Source organism: Psychrobacter sp. 1Y6 (assembly GCF_052258385.2).
Lineage (GTDB): Bacteria > Pseudomonadota > Gammaproteobacteria > Pseudomonadales > Moraxellaceae > Psychrobacter.
Window position 1 is genome coordinate 115,993 of sequence record NZ_JBQQEW020000001.1, and the last position, 21,095, is coordinate 137,087.

Genomic DNA, 21,095 nt, shown 5'->3' on the forward strand with positions numbered 1-21,095 from the left:
TATTTATGTTCATTACAGTATTTTTTGAGTCCACATAATAAAAAACCATCAATATCCCGCAGCATATTGATGGTTAGAGTTATAAATAGCTATATAGACTAACAGCCACCACTCAAAGCAATCCAATAGACAGATTACTTTTTCTTAGTGGGTCCAAGCAGCATACCCATCTGACGACCTTCCATCTTAGGGTACTGTTCGACGTTTGAGATATCAGCAGTATCTTCAATGATACGATCAAGTTGTTTGCGACCGATATCTTGGTGCGCCATTTCACGTCCGCGGAAACGGATGCTAATTTTAACTTTGTCTTGATCTTCCAAGAAGCTCACGATTTTTCTCAGTTTAACCTGATAATCGGCCTCTTCGGTACTAGGACGTAGCTTCATCTCTTTAAGCTGAGTCTGCTTTTGGTTTTTCTTAGCTTCTTTAGCCTTTTGCTTTTGATCATAGAGGAAATGCTTATAATCCATGATCTTACATACTGGCGGCTTAGCTTCAGGAACTAATTCAACCAAATCTAGATTTTCATCACGTGCCGCTTTCATCGCGGTTGCGATATCAACCACGCCCATTTGCTCGCCATCTTCTTTAACGAGACGGACTTCTTTGACATTGATATCTTCGTTGATGTTCAAACGGTTGGACTGTTTAATAGGTATTACTCCTCATCTGTTTTTGGGGTCTGTCGGCCTTTGTTACTGACAGCGGTCTGTACTAATGTAATAAATTCAGAAACACTCATCACGCCAAGGTTCTCACCTTCGCGAGTTCGGACGTTAACACTGCCCGATTCGACTTCTTTATCCCCTAATACTAGCATATAGGGAATACGTTCTAATGTTTTCTCTCGTATCTTAAATCCAATCTTTTCGTTACGCAAGTCGCTAATAGCGCGCAAACCTGCATTTTTAAGCTCGCTAACCACGTTTTCACATGCATCAGCTTGCTTATCGGTGATATTCATGACCACAACTTGCTGCGGTGCTAGCCATACTGGCATCCAACCGGCATAGTTTTCGATCAAAATACCGATGAAGCGCTCAAATGAACCTAAGATTGCACGGTGCAACATAATAGGTACTTCACGATCGTTCTGCTCATTAACGAACTCAGCATCGAGACGTTCAGGCATGTTTGGATCAACTTGAATGGTACCGCACTGCCAAATACGTCCTAAAGAATCCTTTAGACTGAACTCAATCTTTGGACCATAGAATGCACCTTCGCCAGGTAAGTAATCCCAGTCTAGTCCTGAGCTATCAAGCGCATCTGCTAGCGCTTTTTCTGCAAAATCCCAAGACTCGTCGCTACCGACACGTTTTTCAGGACGAGTAGAAAGCTTCATAATAATGTTATCAAAGCCAAAATCTTCATAGACAGCAAGCGTTAGCTTAATAAAGTCAGCAACTTCTTGTTGAATTTGTGCCTGTGTACAGAAGATATGCGCATCATCTTGAGTAAAACCACGTACGCGCATCAAACCATGCAGTGAACCCGATGGCTCGTTACGATGACAAGAACCAAACTCAGCCATACGCAGTGGCAAGTCACGATAAGATTTTAGACCTTGATTAAACACTTGCACGTGACAAGGACAGTTCATTGGTTTTACCGCATAATCGCGATTTTCACTAGAAGTCGTGAACATATTGGTTGCATAGTTGCCCCAATGTCCTGAGCGCTCCCACAAACTGCGATCAACGATTTGAGGAGTTTTAATCTCCTCGTAGCCATTATCGTATTGTACTTTGCGCATATATTGCTCAAGTACTTGATAAATCGTCCAACCATTGGCATGCCAGAACACCATACCTGGCGCTTGCTCTTGCATATGAAATAGGTTCAGCGCTTTACCGATTTTACGATGATCACGTTTTTCTGCTTCTTCGATGCGCTGGATATAAGCTTTTAACTGTTTCTTATCAGCCCACGCAGTACCATAGATACGCTGTAACTGCTCGTTTTTCGCATCGCCGCGCCAATAAGCACCTGACATTTTGGTCAGTTTAAATACTTTCAAAAAGCGTGTGTTTGGCACATGCGGGCCACGGCACATATCGACGTATTCTTGGTGATGATACAAGCCAAACGCTTCTTCACCTGGCATATCATTAATAAGTTTTAGTTTATAGTCTTCATTACGTGATTCAAATATCTCAATCGCTTCGGCACGTGGCGTCATTTTTTTGATAACGTCATAATCTTGCTTGATCAGCTCCATCATGCGTTTTTCAATCGCTTCCATATGCTCAGGCGTAAATGGCGTTTCACTAAAGATATCGTAATAAAAACCATCATCAATGACAGGACCAATGACCATCTTCACATCAGGATATAACTGCTTAACAGCATGACCTAACAGGTGAGCGCATGAGTGACGAATAATATCAACACCGTCGTCATCTTTTGGCGTTACGATTTCAACATTGGCATCAGCGACGATAGGATCATGTGCATCTACTAGATGACCATTTACACGTCCAGCAACCGTCGCTTTAGCGAGTCCTGTCCCAATACTTTGCGCCACTTCCATGACTGTTGTATGACCTTCAAAGTCTTTTACACTACCATCGGGTAAAGTAATCGCTACCATAATCTATTCGCCTATTATTGGGTCCGTTGGCAGTGATGATTGCAACCATCAATCATATAACCGTGAGACCACATCAATTATATCTAATCATCGTGATATGTTGTGAGAGGGATGCATTACCTAGAGTCTTACTATGACTATATACGCTAGGACCAATGTAAGGCCTAAAGCCAGTTAATCAATAGCATTGCAGTAAAACGCATTTCGCTATAGAAGCAATATAACAGCCAACATATATAAGTAATGCAGCAAAATACCTATTATAGCAAAAACCGTCTCTCAACACTAGATATCAAGGGATTGCGCGACGACTAATATAAGAGCCATATCTTATGATAAAGGTAGTATCAGATACTGCACTATGTAAGACAATATATTGAAAGCGTCATATAATCCCGAATAACTTAGCTTCTATATAGTGCTAATTATATGAATATCAACATTGAGAAATATTAGAGATAATCTGCTTATGGAGAATACTCAAGAATGACAGGACAAATAAGTCGAGTTATGAAGATCAAACAAGCTTATCTTTATTGAAAATTGGTGAATTAAATCGCATTGCGCACTAGTATTAAAGAAAGTAGAGAACCTCAATTTTATAACCCATTGAAAAAAATAAAGATTTATTCATCTACTAAAATAAGATTAAAAACATTAATAAAACGGGTTGACACAAAAGTTAAACCGTCTATAATACGCACCTCATCAAGACGAGCTGGAAAGCTTATATGTCATTTACATATAAATAACCCAGTTAACTTGTTGAAACAAATTAAAAAAAGAAGTTGACAGACTATTAAAACATGATATGATGGTCAGCTCGCTAAATAGGATAAGCCACATTGGTTGACTTGTTTAGTTTGAAATACTAGCACTGGACGACAGTGTCAGACATTATTTAAAAGCATAACTAAAGAACAACTTGTGTGGATTTTTGCTGATTCAGAATGCTAAAAAATAAAGTTGACTATCTTTTCTTTTCGGGAAGATTATTAACTATAAAAATTATCATTTAAGACAGCAGAAAAACTCAAAGTTAATTCATTACGAACATAATTTTTAGCGATTTTGCCAGATTAGATGAGCCAAGTTTAGAAGCTTCTTTAAAGAGCTTCATAGCAAGATTAAACTGAAGAGTTTGATCATGGCTCAGATTGAACGCTGGCGGCAGGCTTAACACATGCAAGTCGAGCGGAAACGATGGTAGCTTGCTACCAGGCGTCGAGCGGCGGACGGGTGAGTAATACTTAGGAATCTACCTAGTAGTGGGGGATAGCACGGGGAAACTCGTATTAATACCGCATACGACCTACGGGAGAAAGGGGGCAGTTTACTGCTCTCGCTATTAGATGAGCCTAAGTCGGATTAGCTAGATGGTGGGGTAAAGGCCTACCATGGCGACGATCTGTAGCTGGTCTGAGAGGATGATCAGCCACACCGGGACTGAGACACGGCCCGGACTCCTACGGGAGGCAGCAGTGGGGAATATTGGACAATGGGGGAAACCCTGATCCAGCCATGCCGCGTGTGTGAAGAAGGCCTTTTGGTTGTAAAGCACTTTAAGCAGTGAAGAAGACTCTTCGGTTAATACCCGGAGACGATGACATTAGCTGCAGAATAAGCACCGGCTAACTCTGTGCCAGCAGCCGCGGTAATACAGAGGGTGCAAGCGTTAATCGGAATTACTGGGCGTAAAGCGAGCGTAGGTGGCTTGATAAGTCAGATGTGAAATCCCCGGGCTTAACCTGGGAACTGCATCTGAAACTGTTAGGCTAGAGTAGGTGAGAGGGAAGTAGAATTTCAGGTGTAGCGGTGAAATGCGTAGAGATCTGAAGGAATACCGATGGCGAAGGCAGCTTCCTGGCATCATACTGACACTGAGGCTCGAAAGCGTGGGTAGCAAACAGGATTAGATACCCTGGTAGTCCACGCCGTAAACGATGTCTACTAGTCGTTGGGTCCCTTGAGGACTTAGTGACGCAGCTAACGCAATAAGTAGACCGCCTGGGGAGTACGGCCGCAAGGTTAAAACTCAAATGAATTGACGGGGGCCCGCACAAGCGGTGGAGCATGTGGTTTAATTCGATGCAACGCGAAGAACCTTACCTGGTCTTGACATATCTAGAATCCTGCAGAGATGCGGGAGTGCCTTCGGGAATTAGAATACAGGTGCTGCATGGCTGTCGTCAGCTCGTGTCGTGAGATGTTGGGTTAAGTCCCGCAACGAGCGCAACCCTTGTCCTTAGTTACCAGCGGGTTAAGCCGGGAACTCTAAGGATACTGCCAGTGACAAACTGGAGGAAGGCGGGGACGACGTCAAGTCATCATGGCCCTTACGACCAGGGCTACACACGTGCTACAATGGTAGGTACAGAGGGCAGCTACACAGCGATGTGATGCGAATCTCAAAAAGCCTATCGTAGTCCAGATTGGAGTCTGCAACTCGACTCCATGAAGTAGGAATCGCTAGTAATCGCGGATCAGAATGCCGCGGTGAATACGTTCCCGGGCCTTGTACACACCGCCCGTCACACCATGGGAGTTGATTGCACCAGAAGTGGATAGCTTAACCTTCGGGGAGGCGTTCACCACGGTGTGGTTGATGACTGGGGTGAAGTCGTAACAAGGTAGCCGTAGGGGAACCTGCGGCTGGATCACCTCCTTATAGACGCATTCGGTCAGCAAGAATTCACAACAAGTTGTTCTTTAGTTTAAGCTTACGTTTTTAACAAACGTATTAGGGTCTGTAGCTCAGCTGGTTAGAGCACCGTGTTGATAACGCGGGGGTCGGTGGTTCAAGTCCACCTAGACCCACCATTTTACAATGGGGCCATAGCTCAGTTGGTAGAGCGCCTGCCTTGCACGCAGGAGGTCAACGGTTCGACTCCGTTTGGCTCCACCACTACTAAGACGGTTAAGTAAGCTTTAGATGCCAATAAATAAATAGGTATTAAATAGAAACAAGTGATTGTTAATGATTACTTCTTTCTGTTTTATACAGAATCTGTGACTCGACGAGAGCATAGAGACTATTTAAAAACATAGATATGAGTCTGGGTTAAGAAGAGCGTGTTCACGCGCACTTCTTAACCTTAATAACTCACCTCTTAACGACATCAGTTGTTATCCCAGGGGTGAGTTATTAAAAAAAGTAAAGAGAACTGAATCAAGCGTATAAACATAGGTGATATCGTTATCATAATTAGATTGTATGACACTTAGAAGTCGAAAGACTACTTGGGGTTGTATGGTCAAGTAATGAAGCGCACATGGTGGATGCCTTGGCAGTCAGAGGCGATGAAAGACGTGACAGCCTGCGATAAGCTTCGGGGAGGCGGCAATATCCTGTGATCCGGAGATTTCTGAATGGGGAAACCCACTTACCATAAGGTAGGTATCCTAATTTATTAGGAAGCGAACGAGGGGAAGTGAAACATCTCAGTACCCTTAGGAATAGACATCAATTGAGATTCCCCTAGTAGCGGCGAGCGAACGGGGAGAAGCCGATTAATTCTAATGTAGAAGAACAGCGTGGGAAAGCTGACCGTAGTAGGTGATAGTCCTGTATTCGAAACATTAGAGTTAACATATTAAGTAGAGCGGGGCACGAGAAATCCTGTTTGAAGATGGGGGGACCATCCTCCAAGGCTAAATACTCCTGACTGACCGATAGTGAACCAGTACCGTGAGGGAAAGGCGAAAAGAACCCCTGTGAGGGGAGTGAAATAGAACCTGAAACCGTGTGCGTACAAGCAGTGGGAGCCCACTTGTTGGGTGACCGCGTACCTTTTGTATAATGGGTCAGCGACTTATATTCTGTAGCAAGGTTAACCGTTTAGGGGAGCCGTAGGGAAACCGAGTCTTAATAGGGCGTTTAGTTGCAGGGTATAGACCCGAAACCGAGTGATCTATCCATGAGCAGGTTGAAAGTGCCGTAACAGGCACCGGAGGACCGAACCCACTGTCGTTGAAAAGCCAGGGGATGACTTGTGGATAGGGGTGAAAGGCTAATCAAACTCGGTGATAGCTGGTTCTCCCCGAAAGCTATTTAGGTAGCGCCTCGGACGAACACCATTGGGGGTAGAGCACTGTTTCGGCTAGGGGGTCATACCGACTTACCAAACCGATGCAAACTCCGAATACCGATGAGTGATATCCGGGAGACACACGGTGGGTGCTAACGTCCATCGTGGAGAGGGAAACAACCCAGACCGCCAGCTAAGGCCCCAAATTCCTAGTTAAGTGGGAAACGAGGTGGGAAGGCATAGACAGCTAGGAGGTTGGCTTAGAAGCAGCCATCCTTTAAAGAAAGCGTAATAGCTCACTAGTCGAGTCGGCCCGCGCGGAAGATGTAACGGGGCTCAAACTAGGAGCCGAAGCTGCGGATTTGAATTTGTTTTCAAGTGGTAGGGGAGCGTTGTGTAAGCCTGTGAAGGTGTGTTGTAAAGCATGCTGGAGGTATCACAAGAGCGAATGCTGACGTGAGTAACGATAATGCGAGTGAAAAGCTCGCACGCCGGAAGATCAAGGGTTCCAGTCCAACGTTAATCGGGGCTGGGTGAGTCGACCCCTAAGGCGAGGCCGAAAGGCGTAGTCGATGGGAAATCGGTTAATATTCCGATACTTGTTTATAATGCGATGGAGGGACGGAGAAGGTTATGTCAGCCTGGCGTTGGTTGTCCAGGTGAAAGGATGTAGGTTTATAGCTTAGGTAAATCCGGGCTATTCTATACCGAGATCTGATAGCAAGCTGTACTTGTACAGCGAAGTGGCAAATACCATGCTTCCAGGAAAAGCTTCTAAGCAATAGTTATAAACGAATCGTACCCTAAACCGACACAGGTGATCAGGTAGAGAATACCAAGGCGCTTGAGAGAACTCTGCTGAAGGAACTAGGCAAAATGGTACCGTAACTTCGGGAGAAGGTACGCTGTTGATGGTGATAGGACTTGCTCCTTGAGCTGTTGGCAGTCGCAGATACCAGGCTGCTGCAACTGTTTATTAAAAACACAGCACTCTGCAAACACGAAAGTGGACGTATAGGGTGTGATGTCTGCCCGGTGCTGGAAGGTTAATTGATGGGGTTAGCGTAAGCGAAGCTCTTGATCGAAGCCCCAGTAAACGGCGGCCGTAACTATAACGGTCCTAAGGTAGCGAAATTCCTTGTCGGGTAAGTTCCGACCTGCACGAATGACATAATGATGGCAGCGCTGTCTCCAGCAGAGACTCAGTGAAATCGAAATCGCAGTGAAGATGCTGTGTACCCGCGGCTAGACGGAAAGACCCCGTGAACCTTTACTACAGCTTTACATTGAACTTTGACCTGACTTGTGCAGGATAGGTGGGAGGCTTTGAAGCCGAGACGCTAGTCTCGGTGGAGCCAATCTTGAAATACCACCCTGGTCATGTTGGGGTTCTAACTCAGGTATAACAATACCGAGGACAATGTATGGTGGGTAGTTTGACTGGGGCGGTCTCCTCCTAAAGAGTAACGGAGGAGTACGAAGGTGCGCTCAGACCGGTCGGAAATCGGTCGTAGAGTATAAAGGCAAAAGCGCGCTTAACTGCGAGACCCACAAGTCGAGCAGGTACGAAAGTAGGTCTTAGTGATCCGGTGGTTCTGTATGGAAGGGCCATCGCTCAACGGATAAAAGGTACTCTGGGGATAACAGGCTGATACCGCCCAAGAGTTCATATCGACGGCGGTGTTTGGCACCTCGATGTCGGCTCATCTCATCCTAGGGCTGAAGCAGGTCCTAAGGGTATGGCTGTTCGCCATTTAAAGAGGTACGCGAGCTGGGTTTAGAACGTCGTGAGACAGTTCGGTCCCTATCTACCGTGGGCGTTGGAAATTTGAGAGGATCTGCTCCTAGTACGAGAGGACCAGAGTGGACGAACCTCTGGTGTTCGGGTTGTCACGCCAGTGGCATTGCCCGGTAGCTACGTTCGGATGGGATAACCGCTGAAAGCATCTAAGCGGGAAGCCCACCTCAAGATTAGATTTCCCTAAAGAGCCGTTCAAGACTAGGACGTTGATAGGCAGGGTGTGGAAGCGCAGCGATGCGTGTAGCTAACCTGTACTAATTGCTCGTTTGGCTTGACCATACAACACCCAAGTGGTTTGTATACAAGTCTAATTAATCTATCTTGTATAGCTCAGGCTATAGAATAAAGAAAGAACATTTCGATATCACCTTTAACCTTGATTCAGTTAGGTTACAAGTTGATCGACAACAAGCTCAAACTTGATGTCAATAAAAACAATAACAGACTCATATCTAACCCCCTTTGCTGACGACAATAGCGCGATGGCCCCACCTGATCCCTTCCCGAACTCAGAAGTGAAACATCGTAGCGCCAATGGTAGTGTGGTTCGCCCATGTGAGAGTAGGTCATCGTCAGCTCTCTATTCCTGATTATCCCCCGACTAGTTATCTAGCCGGGGGATTTTCTTTGCGCGCAGTTTGGTGACGGATTCTTCGATCAATAGCCGCCAATCTCGTTCAGTAAAATAATTATAAAAAAAGCTCAATTAACCTTGACCCAGCCTCAAACAAGCGTATAATGCCACCCAGTCGAAAGGGAAGTGGGTTACTGATTTGGACGATGCAAATTGTTTGAATTAAATAGAAAATACTTCTTGACTAAATAAATATAGCGTCTATAATACGCACCTCATCAAGACGAGCTGGAAGTAGCTAGTGTGTGATTACACATTAATAACCCAGTCAACTTGTTGAAACAAATTAAAAAAAGAAGTTGACAGACTATTAAAACATGATATGATGGTCAGCTCGCTAAATAGGATAAGCCACATTGGCTGACTTGTTTAGTTTGAAATACTAGCACTGGACGACAGTGTCAGACATTATTTAAAAGCATAACTAAAGAACAACTTGTGTGGATTTTTGCTGATTCAGAATGCTAAAAAATAAAGTTGACTATCTTTTCTTTTCGGGAAGATTATTAACTATAAAAATTATCATTTAAGACAGCAGAAAAACTCAAAGTTAATTCATTACGAACATAATTTTTAGCGATTTTGCCAGATTAGATGAGCCAAGTTTAGAAGCTTCTTTAAAGAGCTTCATAGCAAGATTAAACTGAAGAGTTTGATCATGGCTCAGATTGAACGCTGGCGGCAGGCTTAACACATGCAAGTCGAGCGGAAACGATGGTAGCTTGCTACCAGGCGTCGAGCGGCGGACGGGTGAGTAATACTTAGGAATCTACCTAGTAGTGGGGGATAGCACGGGGAAACTCGTATTAATACCGCATACGACCTACGGGAGAAAGGGGGCAGTTTACTGCTCTCGCTATTAGATGAGCCTAAGTCGGATTAGCTAGATGGTGGGGTAAAGGCCTACCATGGCGACGATCTGTAGCTGGTCTGAGAGGATGATCAGCCACACCGGGACTGAGACACGGCCCGGACTCCTACGGGAGGCAGCAGTGGGGAATATTGGACAATGGGGGAAACCCTGATCCAGCCATGCCGCGTGTGTGAAGAAGGCCTTTTGGTTGTAAAGCACTTTAAGCAGTGAAGAAGACTCTTCGGTTAATACCCGGAGACGATGACATTAGCTGCAGAATAAGCACCGGCTAACTCTGTGCCAGCAGCCGCGGTAATACAGAGGGTGCAAGCGTTAATCGGAATTACTGGGCGTAAAGCGAGCGTAGGTGGCTTGATAAGTCAGATGTGAAATCCCCGGGCTTAACCTGGGAACTGCATCTGAAACTGTTAGGCTAGAGTAGGTGAGAGGGAAGTAGAATTTCAGGTGTAGCGGTGAAATGCGTAGAGATCTGAAGGAATACCGATGGCGAAGGCAGCTTCCTGGCATCATACTGACACTGAGGCTCGAAAGCGTGGGTAGCAAACAGGATTAGATACCCTGGTAGTCCACGCCGTAAACGATGTCTACTAGTCGTTGGGTCCCTTGAGGACTTAGTGACGCAGCTAACGCAATAAGTAGACCGCCTGGGGAGTACGGCCGCAAGGTTAAAACTCAAATGAATTGACGGGGGCCCGCACAAGCGGTGGAGCATGTGGTTTAATTCGATGCAACGCGAAGAACCTTACCTGGTCTTGACATATCTAGAATCCTGCAGAGATGCGGGAGTGCCTTCGGGAATTAGAATACAGGTGCTGCATGGCTGTCGTCAGCTCGTGTCGTGAGATGTTGGGTTAAGTCCCGCAACGAGCGCAACCCTTGTCCTTAGTTACCAGCGGGTTAAGCCGGGAACTCTAAGGATACTGCCAGTGACAAACTGGAGGAAGGCGGGGACGACGTCAAGTCATCATGGCCCTTACGACCAGGGCTACACACGTGCTACAATGGTAGGTACAGAGGGCAGCTACACAGCGATGTGATGCGAATCTCAAAAAGCCTATCGTAGTCCAGATTGGAGTCTGCAACTCGACTCCATGAAGTAGGAATCGCTAGTAATCGCGGATCAGAATGCCGCGGTGAATACGTTCCCGGGCCTTGTACACACCGCCCGTCACACCATGGGAGTTGATTGCACCAGAAGTGGATAGCTTAACCTTCGGGGAGGCGTTCACCACGGTGTGGTTGATGACTGGGGTGAAGTCGTAACAAGGTAGCCGTAGGGGAACCTGCGGCTGGATCACCTCCTTATAGACGCATTCGGTCAGCAAGAATTCACAACAAGTTGTTCTTTAGTTTAAGCTTACGTTTTTAACAAACGTATTAGGGTCTGTAGCTCAGCTGGTTAGAGCACCGTGTTGATAACGCGGGGGTCGGTGGTTCAAGTCCACCTAGACCCACCATTTTACAATGGGGCCATAGCTCAGTTGGTAGAGCGCCTGCCTTGCACGCAGGAGGTCAACGGTTCGACTCCGTTTGGCTCCACCACTACTAAGACGGTTAAGTAAGCTTTAGATGCCAATAAATAAATAGGTATTAAATAGAAACAAGTGATTGTTAATGATTACTTCTTTCTGTTTTATACAGAATCTGTGACTCGACGAGAGCATAGAGACTATTTAAAAACATAGATATGAGTCTGGGTTAAGAAGAGCGTGTTCACGCGCACTTCTTAACCTTAATAACTCACCTCTTAACGACATCAGTTGTTATCCCAGGGGTGAGTTATTAAAAAAAGTAAAGAGAACTGAATCAAGCGTATAAACATAGGTGATATCGTTATCATAATTAGATTGTATGACACTTAGAAGTCGAAAGACTACTTGGGGTTGTATGGTCAAGTAATGAAGCGCACATGGTGGATGCCTTGGCAGTCAGAGGCGATGAAAGACGTGACAGCCTGCGATAAGCTTCGGGGAGGCGGCAATATCCTGTGATCCGGAGATTTCTGAATGGGGAAACCCACTTACCATAAGGTAGGTATCCTAATTTATTAGGAAGCGAACGAGGGGAAGTGAAACATCTCAGTACCCTTAGGAATAGACATCAATTGAGATTCCCCTAGTAGCGGCGAGCGAACGGGGAGAAGCCGATTAATTCTAATGTAGAAGAACAGCGTGGGAAAGCTGACCGTAGTAGGTGATAGTCCTGTATTCGAAACATTAGAGTTAACATATTAAGTAGAGCGGGGCACGAGAAATCCTGTTTGAAGATGGGGGGACCATCCTCCAAGGCTAAATACTCCTGACTGACCGATAGTGAACCAGTACCGTGAGGGAAAGGCGAAAAGAACCCCTGTGAGGGGAGTGAAATAGAACCTGAAACCGTGTGCGTACAAGCAGTGGGAGCCCACTTGTTGGGTGACCGCGTACCTTTTGTATAATGGGTCAGCGACTTATATTCTGTAGCAAGGTTAACCGTTTAGGGGAGCCGTAGGGAAACCGAGTCTTAATAGGGCGTTTAGTTGCAGGGTATAGACCCGAAACCGAGTGATCTATCCATGAGCAGGTTGAAAGTGCCGTAACAGGCACCGGAGGACCGAACCCACTGTCGTTGAAAAGCCAGGGGATGACTTGTGGATAGGGGTGAAAGGCTAATCAAACTCGGTGATAGCTGGTTCTCCCCGAAAGCTATTTAGGTAGCGCCTCGGACGAACACCATTGGGGGTAGAGCACTGTTTCGGCTAGGGGGTCATACCGACTTACCAAACCGATGCAAACTCCGAATACCGATGAGTGATATCCGGGAGACACACGGTGGGTGCTAACGTCCATCGTGGAGAGGGAAACAACCCAGACCGCCAGCTAAGGCCCCAAATTCCTAGTTAAGTGGGAAACGAGGTGGGAAGGCATAGACAGCTAGGAGGTTGGCTTAGAAGCAGCCATCCTTTAAAGAAAGCGTAATAGCTCACTAGTCGAGTCGGCCCGCGCGGAAGATGTAACGGGGCTCAAACTAGGAGCCGAAGCTGCGGATTTGAATTTGTTTTCAAGTGGTAGGGGAGCGTTGTGTAAGCCTGTGAAGGTGTGTTGTAAAGCATGCTGGAGGTATCACAAGAGCGAATGCTGACGTGAGTAACGATAATGCGAGTGAAAAGCTCGCACGCCGGAAGATCAAGGGTTCCAGTCCAACGTTAATCGGGGCTGGGTGAGTCGACCCCTAAGGCGAGGCCGAAAGGCGTAGTCGATGGGAAATCGGTTAATATTCCGATACTTGTTTATAATGCGATGGAGGGACGGAGAAGGTTATGTCAGCCTGGCGTTGGTTGTCCAGGTGAAAGGATGTAGGTTTATAGCTTAGGTAAATCCGGGCTATTCTATACCGAGATCTGATAGCAAGCTGTACTTGTACAGCGAAGTGGCAAATACCATGCTTCCAGGAAAAGCTTCTAAGCAATAGTTATAAACGAATCGTACCCTAAACCGACACAGGTGATCAGGTAGAGAATACCAAGGCGCTTGAGAGAACTCTGCTGAAGGAACTAGGCAAAATGGTACCGTAACTTCGGGAGAAGGTACGCTGTTGATGGTGATAGGACTTGCTCCTTGAGCTGTTGGCAGTCGCAGATACCAGGCTGCTGCAACTGTTTATTAAAAACACAGCACTCTGCAAACACGAAAGTGGACGTATAGGGTGTGATGTCTGCCCGGTGCTGGAAGGTTAATTGATGGGGTTAGCGTAAGCGAAGCTCTTGATCGAAGCCCCAGTAAACGGCGGCCGTAACTATAACGGTCCTAAGGTAGCGAAATTCCTTGTCGGGTAAGTTCCGACCTGCACGAATGACATAATGATGGCAGCGCTGTCTCCAGCAGAGACTCAGTGAAATCGAAATCGCAGTGAAGATGCTGTGTACCCGCGGCTAGACGGAAAGACCCCGTGAACCTTTACTACAGCTTTACATTGAACTTTGACCTGACTTGTGCAGGATAGGTGGGAGGCTTTGAAGCCGAGACGCTAGTCTCGGTGGAGCCAATCTTGAAATACCACCCTGGTCATGTTGGGGTTCTAACTCAGGTATAACAATACCGAGGACAATGTATGGTGGGTAGTTTGACTGGGGCGGTCTCCTCCTAAAGAGTAACGGAGGAGTACGAAGGTGCGCTCAGACCGGTCGGAAATCGGTCGTAGAGTATAAAGGCAAAAGCGCGCTTAACTGCGAGACCCACAAGTCGAGCAGGTACGAAAGTAGGTCTTAGTGATCCGGTGGTTCTGTATGGAAGGGCCATCGCTCAACGGATAAAAGGTACTCTGGGGATAACAGGCTGATACCGCCCAAGAGTTCATATCGACGGCGGTGTTTGGCACCTCGATGTCGGCTCATCTCATCCTAGGGCTGAAGCAGGTCCTAAGGGTATGGCTGTTCGCCATTTAAAGAGGTACGCGAGCTGGGTTTAGAACGTCGTGAGACAGTTCGGTCCCTATCTACCGTGGGCGTTGGAAATTTGAGAGGATCTGCTCCTAGTACGAGAGGACCAGAGTGGACGAACCTCTGGTGTTCGGGTTGTCACGCCAGTGGCATTGCCCGGTAGCTACGTTCGGATGGGATAACCGCTGAAAGCATCTAAGCGGGAAGCCCACCTCAAGATTAGATTTCCCTAAAGAGCCGTTCAAGACTAGGACGTTGATAGGCAGGGTGTGGAAGCGCAGCGATGCGTGTAGCTAACCTGTACTAATTGCTCGTTTGGCTTGACCATACAACACCCAAGTGGTTTGTATACAAGTCTAATTAATCTATCTTGTATAGCTCAGGCTATAGAATAAGAAAGAATATTTCGATATCACCTTTAACCTTGATTCAGTTAGGTTACAAGTTGATCGACAACAAGCTCAAACTTGATGTCAATAAAAACAATAACAGACTCATATCTAACCCCCTTTGCTGACGACAATAGCGCGATGGCCCCACCTGATCCCTTCCCGAACTCAGAAGTGAAACATCGTAGCGCCAATGGTAGTGTGGTTCGCCCATGTGAGAGTAGGTCATCGTCAGCTCTCTATTCCTGATTATCCCCCGACTAGTTATCTAGCCGGGGGATTTTCTTTGCGCGCAGTTTGGTGACGGATTCTTCGATCAATAGCCGCCAATCTCGTTCAGTAAAATAATTATAAAAAAAGCTCAATTAACCTTGACCCAGCCTCAAACAAGCGTATAATGCCACCCAGTCGAAAGGGAAGTGGATTACTGATTTGGATGATGTAAATTGTTTAAATTAAATATAAAATACTTCTTGACTAAATAAATATAGCGTCTATAATACGCACCTCATCAAGACGAGCTGGAAAGCTTATATGTCATTTACATATAAATAACCCAGTTAACTTGTTGAAACAAATTAAAAAAAGAAGTTGACAGACTATTAAAACATGATATGATGGTCAGCTCGCTAAATAGGATAAGCCACATTGGTTGACTTGTTTAGTTTGAAATACTAGCACTGGACGACAGTGTCAGACATTATTTAAAAGCATAACTAAAGAACAACTTGTGTGGATTTTTGCTGATTCAGAATGCTAAAAAATAAAGTTGACTATCTTTTCTTTTCGGGAAGATTATTAACTATAAAAATTATCATTTAAGACAGCAGAAAAACTCAAAGTTAATTCATTACGAACATAATTTTTAGCGATTTTGCCAGATTAGATGAGCCAAGTTTAGAAGCTTCTTTAAAGAGCTTCATAGCAAGATTAAACTGAAGAGTTTGATCATGGCTCAGATTGAACGCTGGCGGCAGGCTTAACACATGCAAGTCGAGCGGAAACGATGGTAGCTTGCTACCAGGCGTCGAGCGGCGGACGGGTGAGTAATACTTAGGAATCTACCTAGTAGTGGGGGATAGCACGGGGAAACTCGTATTAATACCGCATACGACCTACGGGAGAAAGGGGGCAGTTTACTGCTCTCGCTATTAGATGAGCCTAAGTCGGATTAGCTAGATGGTGGGGTAAAGGCCTACCATGGCGACGATCTGTAGCTGGTCTGAGAGGATGATCAGCCACACCGGGACTGAGACACGGCCCGGACTCCTACGGGAGGCAGCAGTGGGGAATATTGGACAATGGGGGAAACCCTGATCCAGCCATGCCGCGTGTGTGAAGAAGGCCTTTTGGTTGTAAAGCACTTTAAGCAGTGAAGAAGACTCTTCGGTTAATACCCGGAGACGATGACATTAGCTGCAGAATAAGCACCGGCTAACTCTGTGCCAGCAGCCGCGGTAATACAGAGGGTGCAAGCGTTAATCGGAATTACTGGGCGTAAAGCGAGCGTAGGTGGCTTGATAAGTCAGATGTGAAATCCCCGGGCTTAACCTGGGAACTGCATCTGAAACTGTTAGGCTAGAGTAGGTGAGAGGGAAGTAGAATTTCAGGTGTAGCGGTGAAATGCGTAGAGATCTGAAGGAATACCGATGGCGAAGGCAGCTTCCTGGCATCATACTGACACTGAGGCTCGAAAGCGTGGGTAGCAAACAGGATTAGATACCCTGGTAGTCCACGCCGTAAACGATGTCTACTAGTCGTTGGGTCCCTTGAGGACTTAGTGACGCAGCTAACGCAATAAGTAGACCGCCTGGGGAGTACGGCCGCAAGGTTAAAACTCAAATGAATTGACGGGGGCCCGCACAAGCGGTGGAGCATGTGGTTTAATTCGATGCAACGCGAAGAACCTTACCTGGTCTTGACATATCTAGAATCCTGCAGAGATGCGGGAGTGCCTTCGGGAATTAGAATACAGGTGCTGCATGGCTGTCGTCAGCTCGTGTCGTGAGATGTTGGGTTAAGTCCCGCAACGAGCGCAACCCTTGTCCTTAGTTACCAGCGGGTTAAGCCGGGAACTCTAAGGATACTGCCAGTGACAAACTGGAGGAAGGCGGGGACGACGTCAAGTCATCATGGCCCTTACGACCAGGGCTACACACGTGCTACAATGGTAGGTACAGAGGGCAGCTACACAGCGATGTGATGCGAATCTCAAAAAGCCTATCGTAGTCCAGATTGGAGTCTGCAACTCGACTCCATGAAGTAGGAATCGCTAGTAATCGCGGATCAGAATGCCGCGGTGAATACGTTCCCGGGCCTTGTACACACCGCCCGTCACACCATGGGAGTTGATTGCACCAGAAGTGGATAGCTTAACCTTCGGGGAGGCGTTCACCACGGTGTGGTTGATGACTGGGGTGAAGTCGTAACAAGGTAGCCGTAGGGGAACCTGCGGCTGGATCACCTCCTTATAGACGCATTCGGTCAGCAAGAATTCACAACAAGTTGTTCTTTAGTTTAAGCTTACGTTTTTAACAAACGTATTAGGGTCTGTAGCTCAGCTGGTTAGAGCACCGTGTTGATAACGCGGGGGTCGGTGGTTCAAGTCCACCTAGACCCACCATTTTACAATGGGGCCATAGCTCAGTTGGTAGAGCGCCTGCCTTGCACGCAGGAGGTCAACGGTTCGACTCCGTTTGGCTCCACCACTACTAAGACGGTTAAGTAAGCTTTAGATGCCAATAAATAAATAGGTATTAAATAGAAACAAGTGATTGTTAATGATTACTTCTTTCTGTTTTATACAGAATCTGTGACTCGACGAGAGCATAGAGACTATTTAAAAACATAGATATGAGTCTGGGTTAAGAAGAGCGTGTTCACGCGCACTTCTTAACCTTAATAACTCACCTCTTAACGACATCAGTTGTTATCCCAGGGGTGAGTTATTAAAAAAAGTAAAGAGAACTGAATCAAGCGTATAAACATAGGTGATATCGTTATCATAATTAGATTGTATGACACTTAGAAGTCGAAAGACTACTTGGGGTTGTATGGTCAAGTAATGAAGCGCACATGGTGGATGCCTTGGCAGTCAGAGGCGATGAAAGACGTGACAGCCTGCGATAAGCTTCGGGGAGGCGGCAATATCCTGTGATCCGGAGATTTCTGAATGGGGAAACCCACTTACCATAAGGTAGGTATCCTAATTTATTAGGAAGCGAACGAGGGGAAGTGAAACATCTCAGTACCCTTAGGAATAGACATCAATTGAGATTCCCCTAGTAGCGGCGAGCGAACGGGGAGAAGCCGATTAATTCTAATGTAGAAGAACAGCGTGGGAAAGCTGACCGTAGTAGGTGATAGTCCTGTATTCGAAACATTAGAGTTAACATATTAAGTAGAGCGGGGCACGAGAAATCCTGTTTGAAGATGGGGGGACCATCCTCCAAGGCTAAATACTCCTGACTGACCGATAGTGAACCAGTACCGTGAGGGAAAGGCGAAAAGAACCCCTGTGAGGGGAGTGAAATAGAACCTGAAACCGTGTGCGTACAAGCAGTGGGAGCCCACTTGTTGGGTGACCGCGTACCTTTTGTATAATGGGTCAGCGACTTATATTCTGTAGCAAGGTTAACCGTTTAGGGGAGCCGTAGGGAAACCGAGTCTTAATAGGGCGTTTAGTTGCAGGGTATAGACCCGAAACCGAGTGATCTATCCATGAGCAGGTTGAAAGTGCCGTAACAGGCACCGGAGGACCGAACCCACTGTCGTTGAAAAGCCAGGGGATGACTTGTGGATAGGGGTGAAAGGCTAATCAAACTCGGTGATAGCTGGTTCTCCCCGAAAGCTATTTAGGTAGCGCCTCGGACGAACACCATTGGGGGTAGAGCACTGTTTCGGCTAGGGGGTCATACCGACTTACCAAACCGATGCAAACTCCGAATACCGATGAGTGATATCCGGGAGACACACGGTGGGTGCTAACGTCCATCGTGGAGAGGGAAACAACCCAGACCGCCAGCTAAGGCCCCAAATTCCTAGTTAAGTGGGAAACGAGGTGGGAAGGCATAGACAGCTAGGAGGTTGGCTTAGAAGCAGCCATCCTTTAAAGAAAGCGTAATAGCTCACTAGTCGAGTCGGCCCGCGCGGAAGATGTAACGGGGCTCAAACTAGGAGCCGAAGCTGCGGATTTGAATTTGTTTTCAAGTGGTAGGGGAGCGTTGTGTAAGCCTGTGAAGGTGTGTTGTAAAGCATGCTGGAGGTATCACAAGAGCGAATGCTGACGTGAGTAACGATAATGCGAGTGAAAAGCTCGCACGCCGGAAGATCAAGGGTTCCAGTCCAACGTTAATCGGGGCTGGGTGAGTCGACCCCTAAGGCGAGGCCGAAAGGCGTAGTCGATGGGAAATCGGTTAATATTCCGATACTTGTTTATAATGCGATGGAGGGACGGAGAAGGTTATGTCAGCCTGGCGTTGGTTGTCCAGGTGAAAGGATGTAGGTTTATAGCTTAGGTAAATCCGGGCTATTCTATACCGAGATCTGATAGCAAGCTGTACTTGTACAGCGAAGTGGCAAATACCATGCTTCCAGGAAAAGCTTCTAAGCAATAGTTATAAACGAATCGTACCCTAAACCGACACAGGTGATCAGGTAGAGAATACCAAGGCGCTTGAGAGAACTCTGCTGAAGGAACTAGGCAAAATGGTACCGTAACTTCGGGAGAAGGTACGCTGTTGATGGTGATAGGACTTGCTCCTTGAGCTGTTGGCAGTCGCAGATACCAGGCTGCTGCAACTGTTTATTAAAAACACAGCACTCTGCAAACACGAAAGTGGACGTATAGGGTGTGATGTCTGCCCGGTGCTGGAAGGTTAATTGATGGGGTTAGCGTAAGCGAAGCTCTTGATCGAAGCCCCAGTAAACGGCGGCCGTAACTATAACGGTCCTAAGGTAGCGAAATTCCTTGTCGGGTAAGTTCCGACCTGCACGAATGACATAATGATGGCAGCGCTGTCTCCAGCAGAGACTCAGTGAAATCGAAATCGCAGTGAAGATGCTGTGTACCCGCGGCTAGACGGAAAGACCCCGTGAACCTTTACTACAGCTTTACATTGAACTTTGACCTGACTTGTGCAGGATAGGTGGGAGGCTTTGAAGCCGAGACGCTAGTCTCGGTGGAGCCAATCTTGAAATACCACCCTGGTCATGTTGGGGTTCTAACTCAGGTATAACAATACCGAGGACAATGTATGGTGGGTAGTTTGACTGGGGCGGTCTCCTCCTAAAGAGTAACGGAGGAGTACGAAGGTGCGCTCAGACCGGTCGGAAATCGGTCGTAGAGTATAAAGGCAAAAGCGCGCTTAACTGCGAGACCCACAAGTCGAGCAGGTACGAAAGTAGGTCTTAGTGATCCGGTGGTTCTGTATGGAAGGGCCATCGCTCAACGGATAAAAGGTACTCTGGGGATAACAGGCTGATACCGCCCAAGAGTTCATATCGACGGCGGTGTTTGGCACCTCGATGTCGGCTCATCTCATCCTAGGGCTGAAGCAGGTCCTAAGGGTATGGCTGTTCGCCATTTAAAGAGGTACGCGAGCTGGGTTTAGAACGTCGTGAGACAGTTCGGTCCCTATCTACCGTGGGCGTTGGAAATTTGAGAGGATCTGCTCCTAGTACGAGAGGACCAGAGTGGACGAACCTCTGGTGTTCGGGTTGTCACGCCAGTGGCATTGCCCGGTAGCTACGTTCGGATGGGATAACCGCTGAAAGCATCTAAGCGGGAAGCCCACCTCAAGATTAGATTTCCCTAAAGAGCCGTTCAAGACTAGGACGTTGATAGGCAGGGTGTGGAAGCGCAGCGATGCGTGTAGCTAACCTGTACTAATTGCTCGTTTGGCTTGACCATACAACACCCAAGTGGTTTGTATACAAGTCTAATTAATCTATCTTGTATAGCTCAGGCTATAGAATAAAGAAAGAACATTTCGATATCACCTTTAACCTTGATTCAGTTAGGTTACAAGTTGATCGACAACAAGCTCAAACTTGATGTCAATAAAAACAATAACAGACTCATATCTAACCCCCTTTGCTGACGACAATAGCGCGATGGCCCCACCTGATCCCTTCCCGAACTCAGAAGTGAAACATCGTAGCGCCAATGGTAGTGTGGTTCGCCCATGTGAGAGTAGGTCATCGTCAGCTCTCTATTCCTGATTATCCCCCGACTAGTTATCTAGCCGGGGGATTTTCTTTGTGCGTAATATTTTCCTTTATGTTTAGGAGTATATTTTTAAAGATATTATCTTTCACATGCTTTATTCATAGAAATCAAAGAATAGTTAACGGCA

The 21,095-nt window shown here is 46.6% G+C and carries 2 protein-coding genes, 6 tRNA genes and 9 rRNA genes; 15 read left to right on the forward strand and 2 right to left on the reverse strand.

Annotated elements, in window-relative coordinates; translation table 11 throughout:
- Positions 1 to 134: 134 nt before the first annotated feature.
- Both infC and thrS read right to left on the reverse strand, forming a co-directional pair.
- Positions 135 to 638, reverse strand: a complete 504-nt coding sequence (gene infC, locus ACTXGF_RS14120; protein WP_057762155.1) for a translation initiation factor IF-3 — start codon at positions 636 to 638, stop codon at positions 135 to 137.
- Between the two features lie 23 nt (positions 639 to 661).
- Complete coding sequence (thrS, locus tag ACTXGF_RS14125; protein WP_443532966.1) at positions 662 to 2,596, reverse strand: threonine--tRNA ligase; 1,935 nt, start codon at positions 2,594 to 2,596, stop codon at positions 662 to 664.
- Between the two features lie 1,129 nt (positions 2,597 to 3,725).
- On the opposite strand from thrS, the gene ACTXGF_RS14130 reads away from it, so the two are divergent.
- The 15 genes from ACTXGF_RS14130 to rrf (ACTXGF_RS14200) all read left to right on the forward strand — a co-directional run bounded on the left by ACTXGF_RS14130 (position 3,726) and on the right by rrf (ACTXGF_RS14200) (position 20,949).
- Positions 3,726 to 5,264 (forward strand): 16S ribosomal RNA (locus tag ACTXGF_RS14130).
- Positions 5,265 to 5,339: 75 nt separating this feature from the next.
- Positions 5,340 to 5,416: transfer RNA gene (locus tag ACTXGF_RS14135), tRNA-Ile, on the forward strand.
- A gap of 9 nt (positions 5,417 to 5,425) precedes the next feature.
- Positions 5,426 to 5,501: transfer RNA gene (locus tag ACTXGF_RS14140), tRNA-Ala, on the forward strand.
- Between the two features lie 347 nt (positions 5,502 to 5,848).
- Positions 5,849 to 8,704: ribosomal RNA gene (locus ACTXGF_RS14145) — 23S ribosomal RNA — on the forward strand.
- A 185-nt stretch (positions 8,705 to 8,889) separates the two neighbouring features.
- Positions 8,890 to 9,003 (forward strand): 5S ribosomal RNA (gene rrf / locus ACTXGF_RS14150).
- Positions 9,004 to 9,699: 696 nt separating this feature from the next.
- Positions 9,700 to 11,238: ribosomal RNA gene (locus tag ACTXGF_RS14155) — 16S ribosomal RNA — on the forward strand.
- A 75-nt stretch (positions 11,239 to 11,313) separates the two neighbouring features.
- Positions 11,314 to 11,390 (forward strand) — tRNA-Ile (locus tag ACTXGF_RS14160).
- A 9-nt stretch (positions 11,391 to 11,399) separates the two neighbouring features.
- Positions 11,400 to 11,475: transfer RNA gene (locus ACTXGF_RS14165), tRNA-Ala, on the forward strand.
- Between the two features lie 347 nt (positions 11,476 to 11,822).
- Positions 11,823 to 14,678 (forward strand): 23S ribosomal RNA (locus ACTXGF_RS14170).
- Positions 14,679 to 14,862: 184 nt separating this feature from the next.
- A 5S ribosomal RNA gene (gene rrf / locus ACTXGF_RS14175) occupies positions 14,863 to 14,976 on the forward strand.
- Positions 14,977 to 15,671: 695 nt separating this feature from the next.
- Positions 15,672 to 17,210 (forward strand): 16S ribosomal RNA (locus tag ACTXGF_RS14180).
- Between the two features lie 75 nt (positions 17,211 to 17,285).
- Positions 17,286 to 17,362 (forward strand) — tRNA-Ile (locus tag ACTXGF_RS14185).
- A 9-nt stretch (positions 17,363 to 17,371) separates the two neighbouring features.
- Positions 17,372 to 17,447: transfer RNA gene (locus ACTXGF_RS14190), tRNA-Ala, on the forward strand.
- 347 nt (positions 17,448 to 17,794) lie between these two features.
- Positions 17,795 to 20,650: ribosomal RNA gene (locus tag ACTXGF_RS14195) — 23S ribosomal RNA — on the forward strand.
- A 185-nt stretch (positions 20,651 to 20,835) separates the two neighbouring features.
- A 5S ribosomal RNA gene (gene rrf / locus ACTXGF_RS14200) occupies positions 20,836 to 20,949 on the forward strand.
- Together the 16S, 23S and 5S rRNA genes with 6 tRNA genes alongside form the textbook arrangement of a ribosomal RNA operon.
- Positions 20,950 to 21,095: the final 146 nt, after the last annotated feature.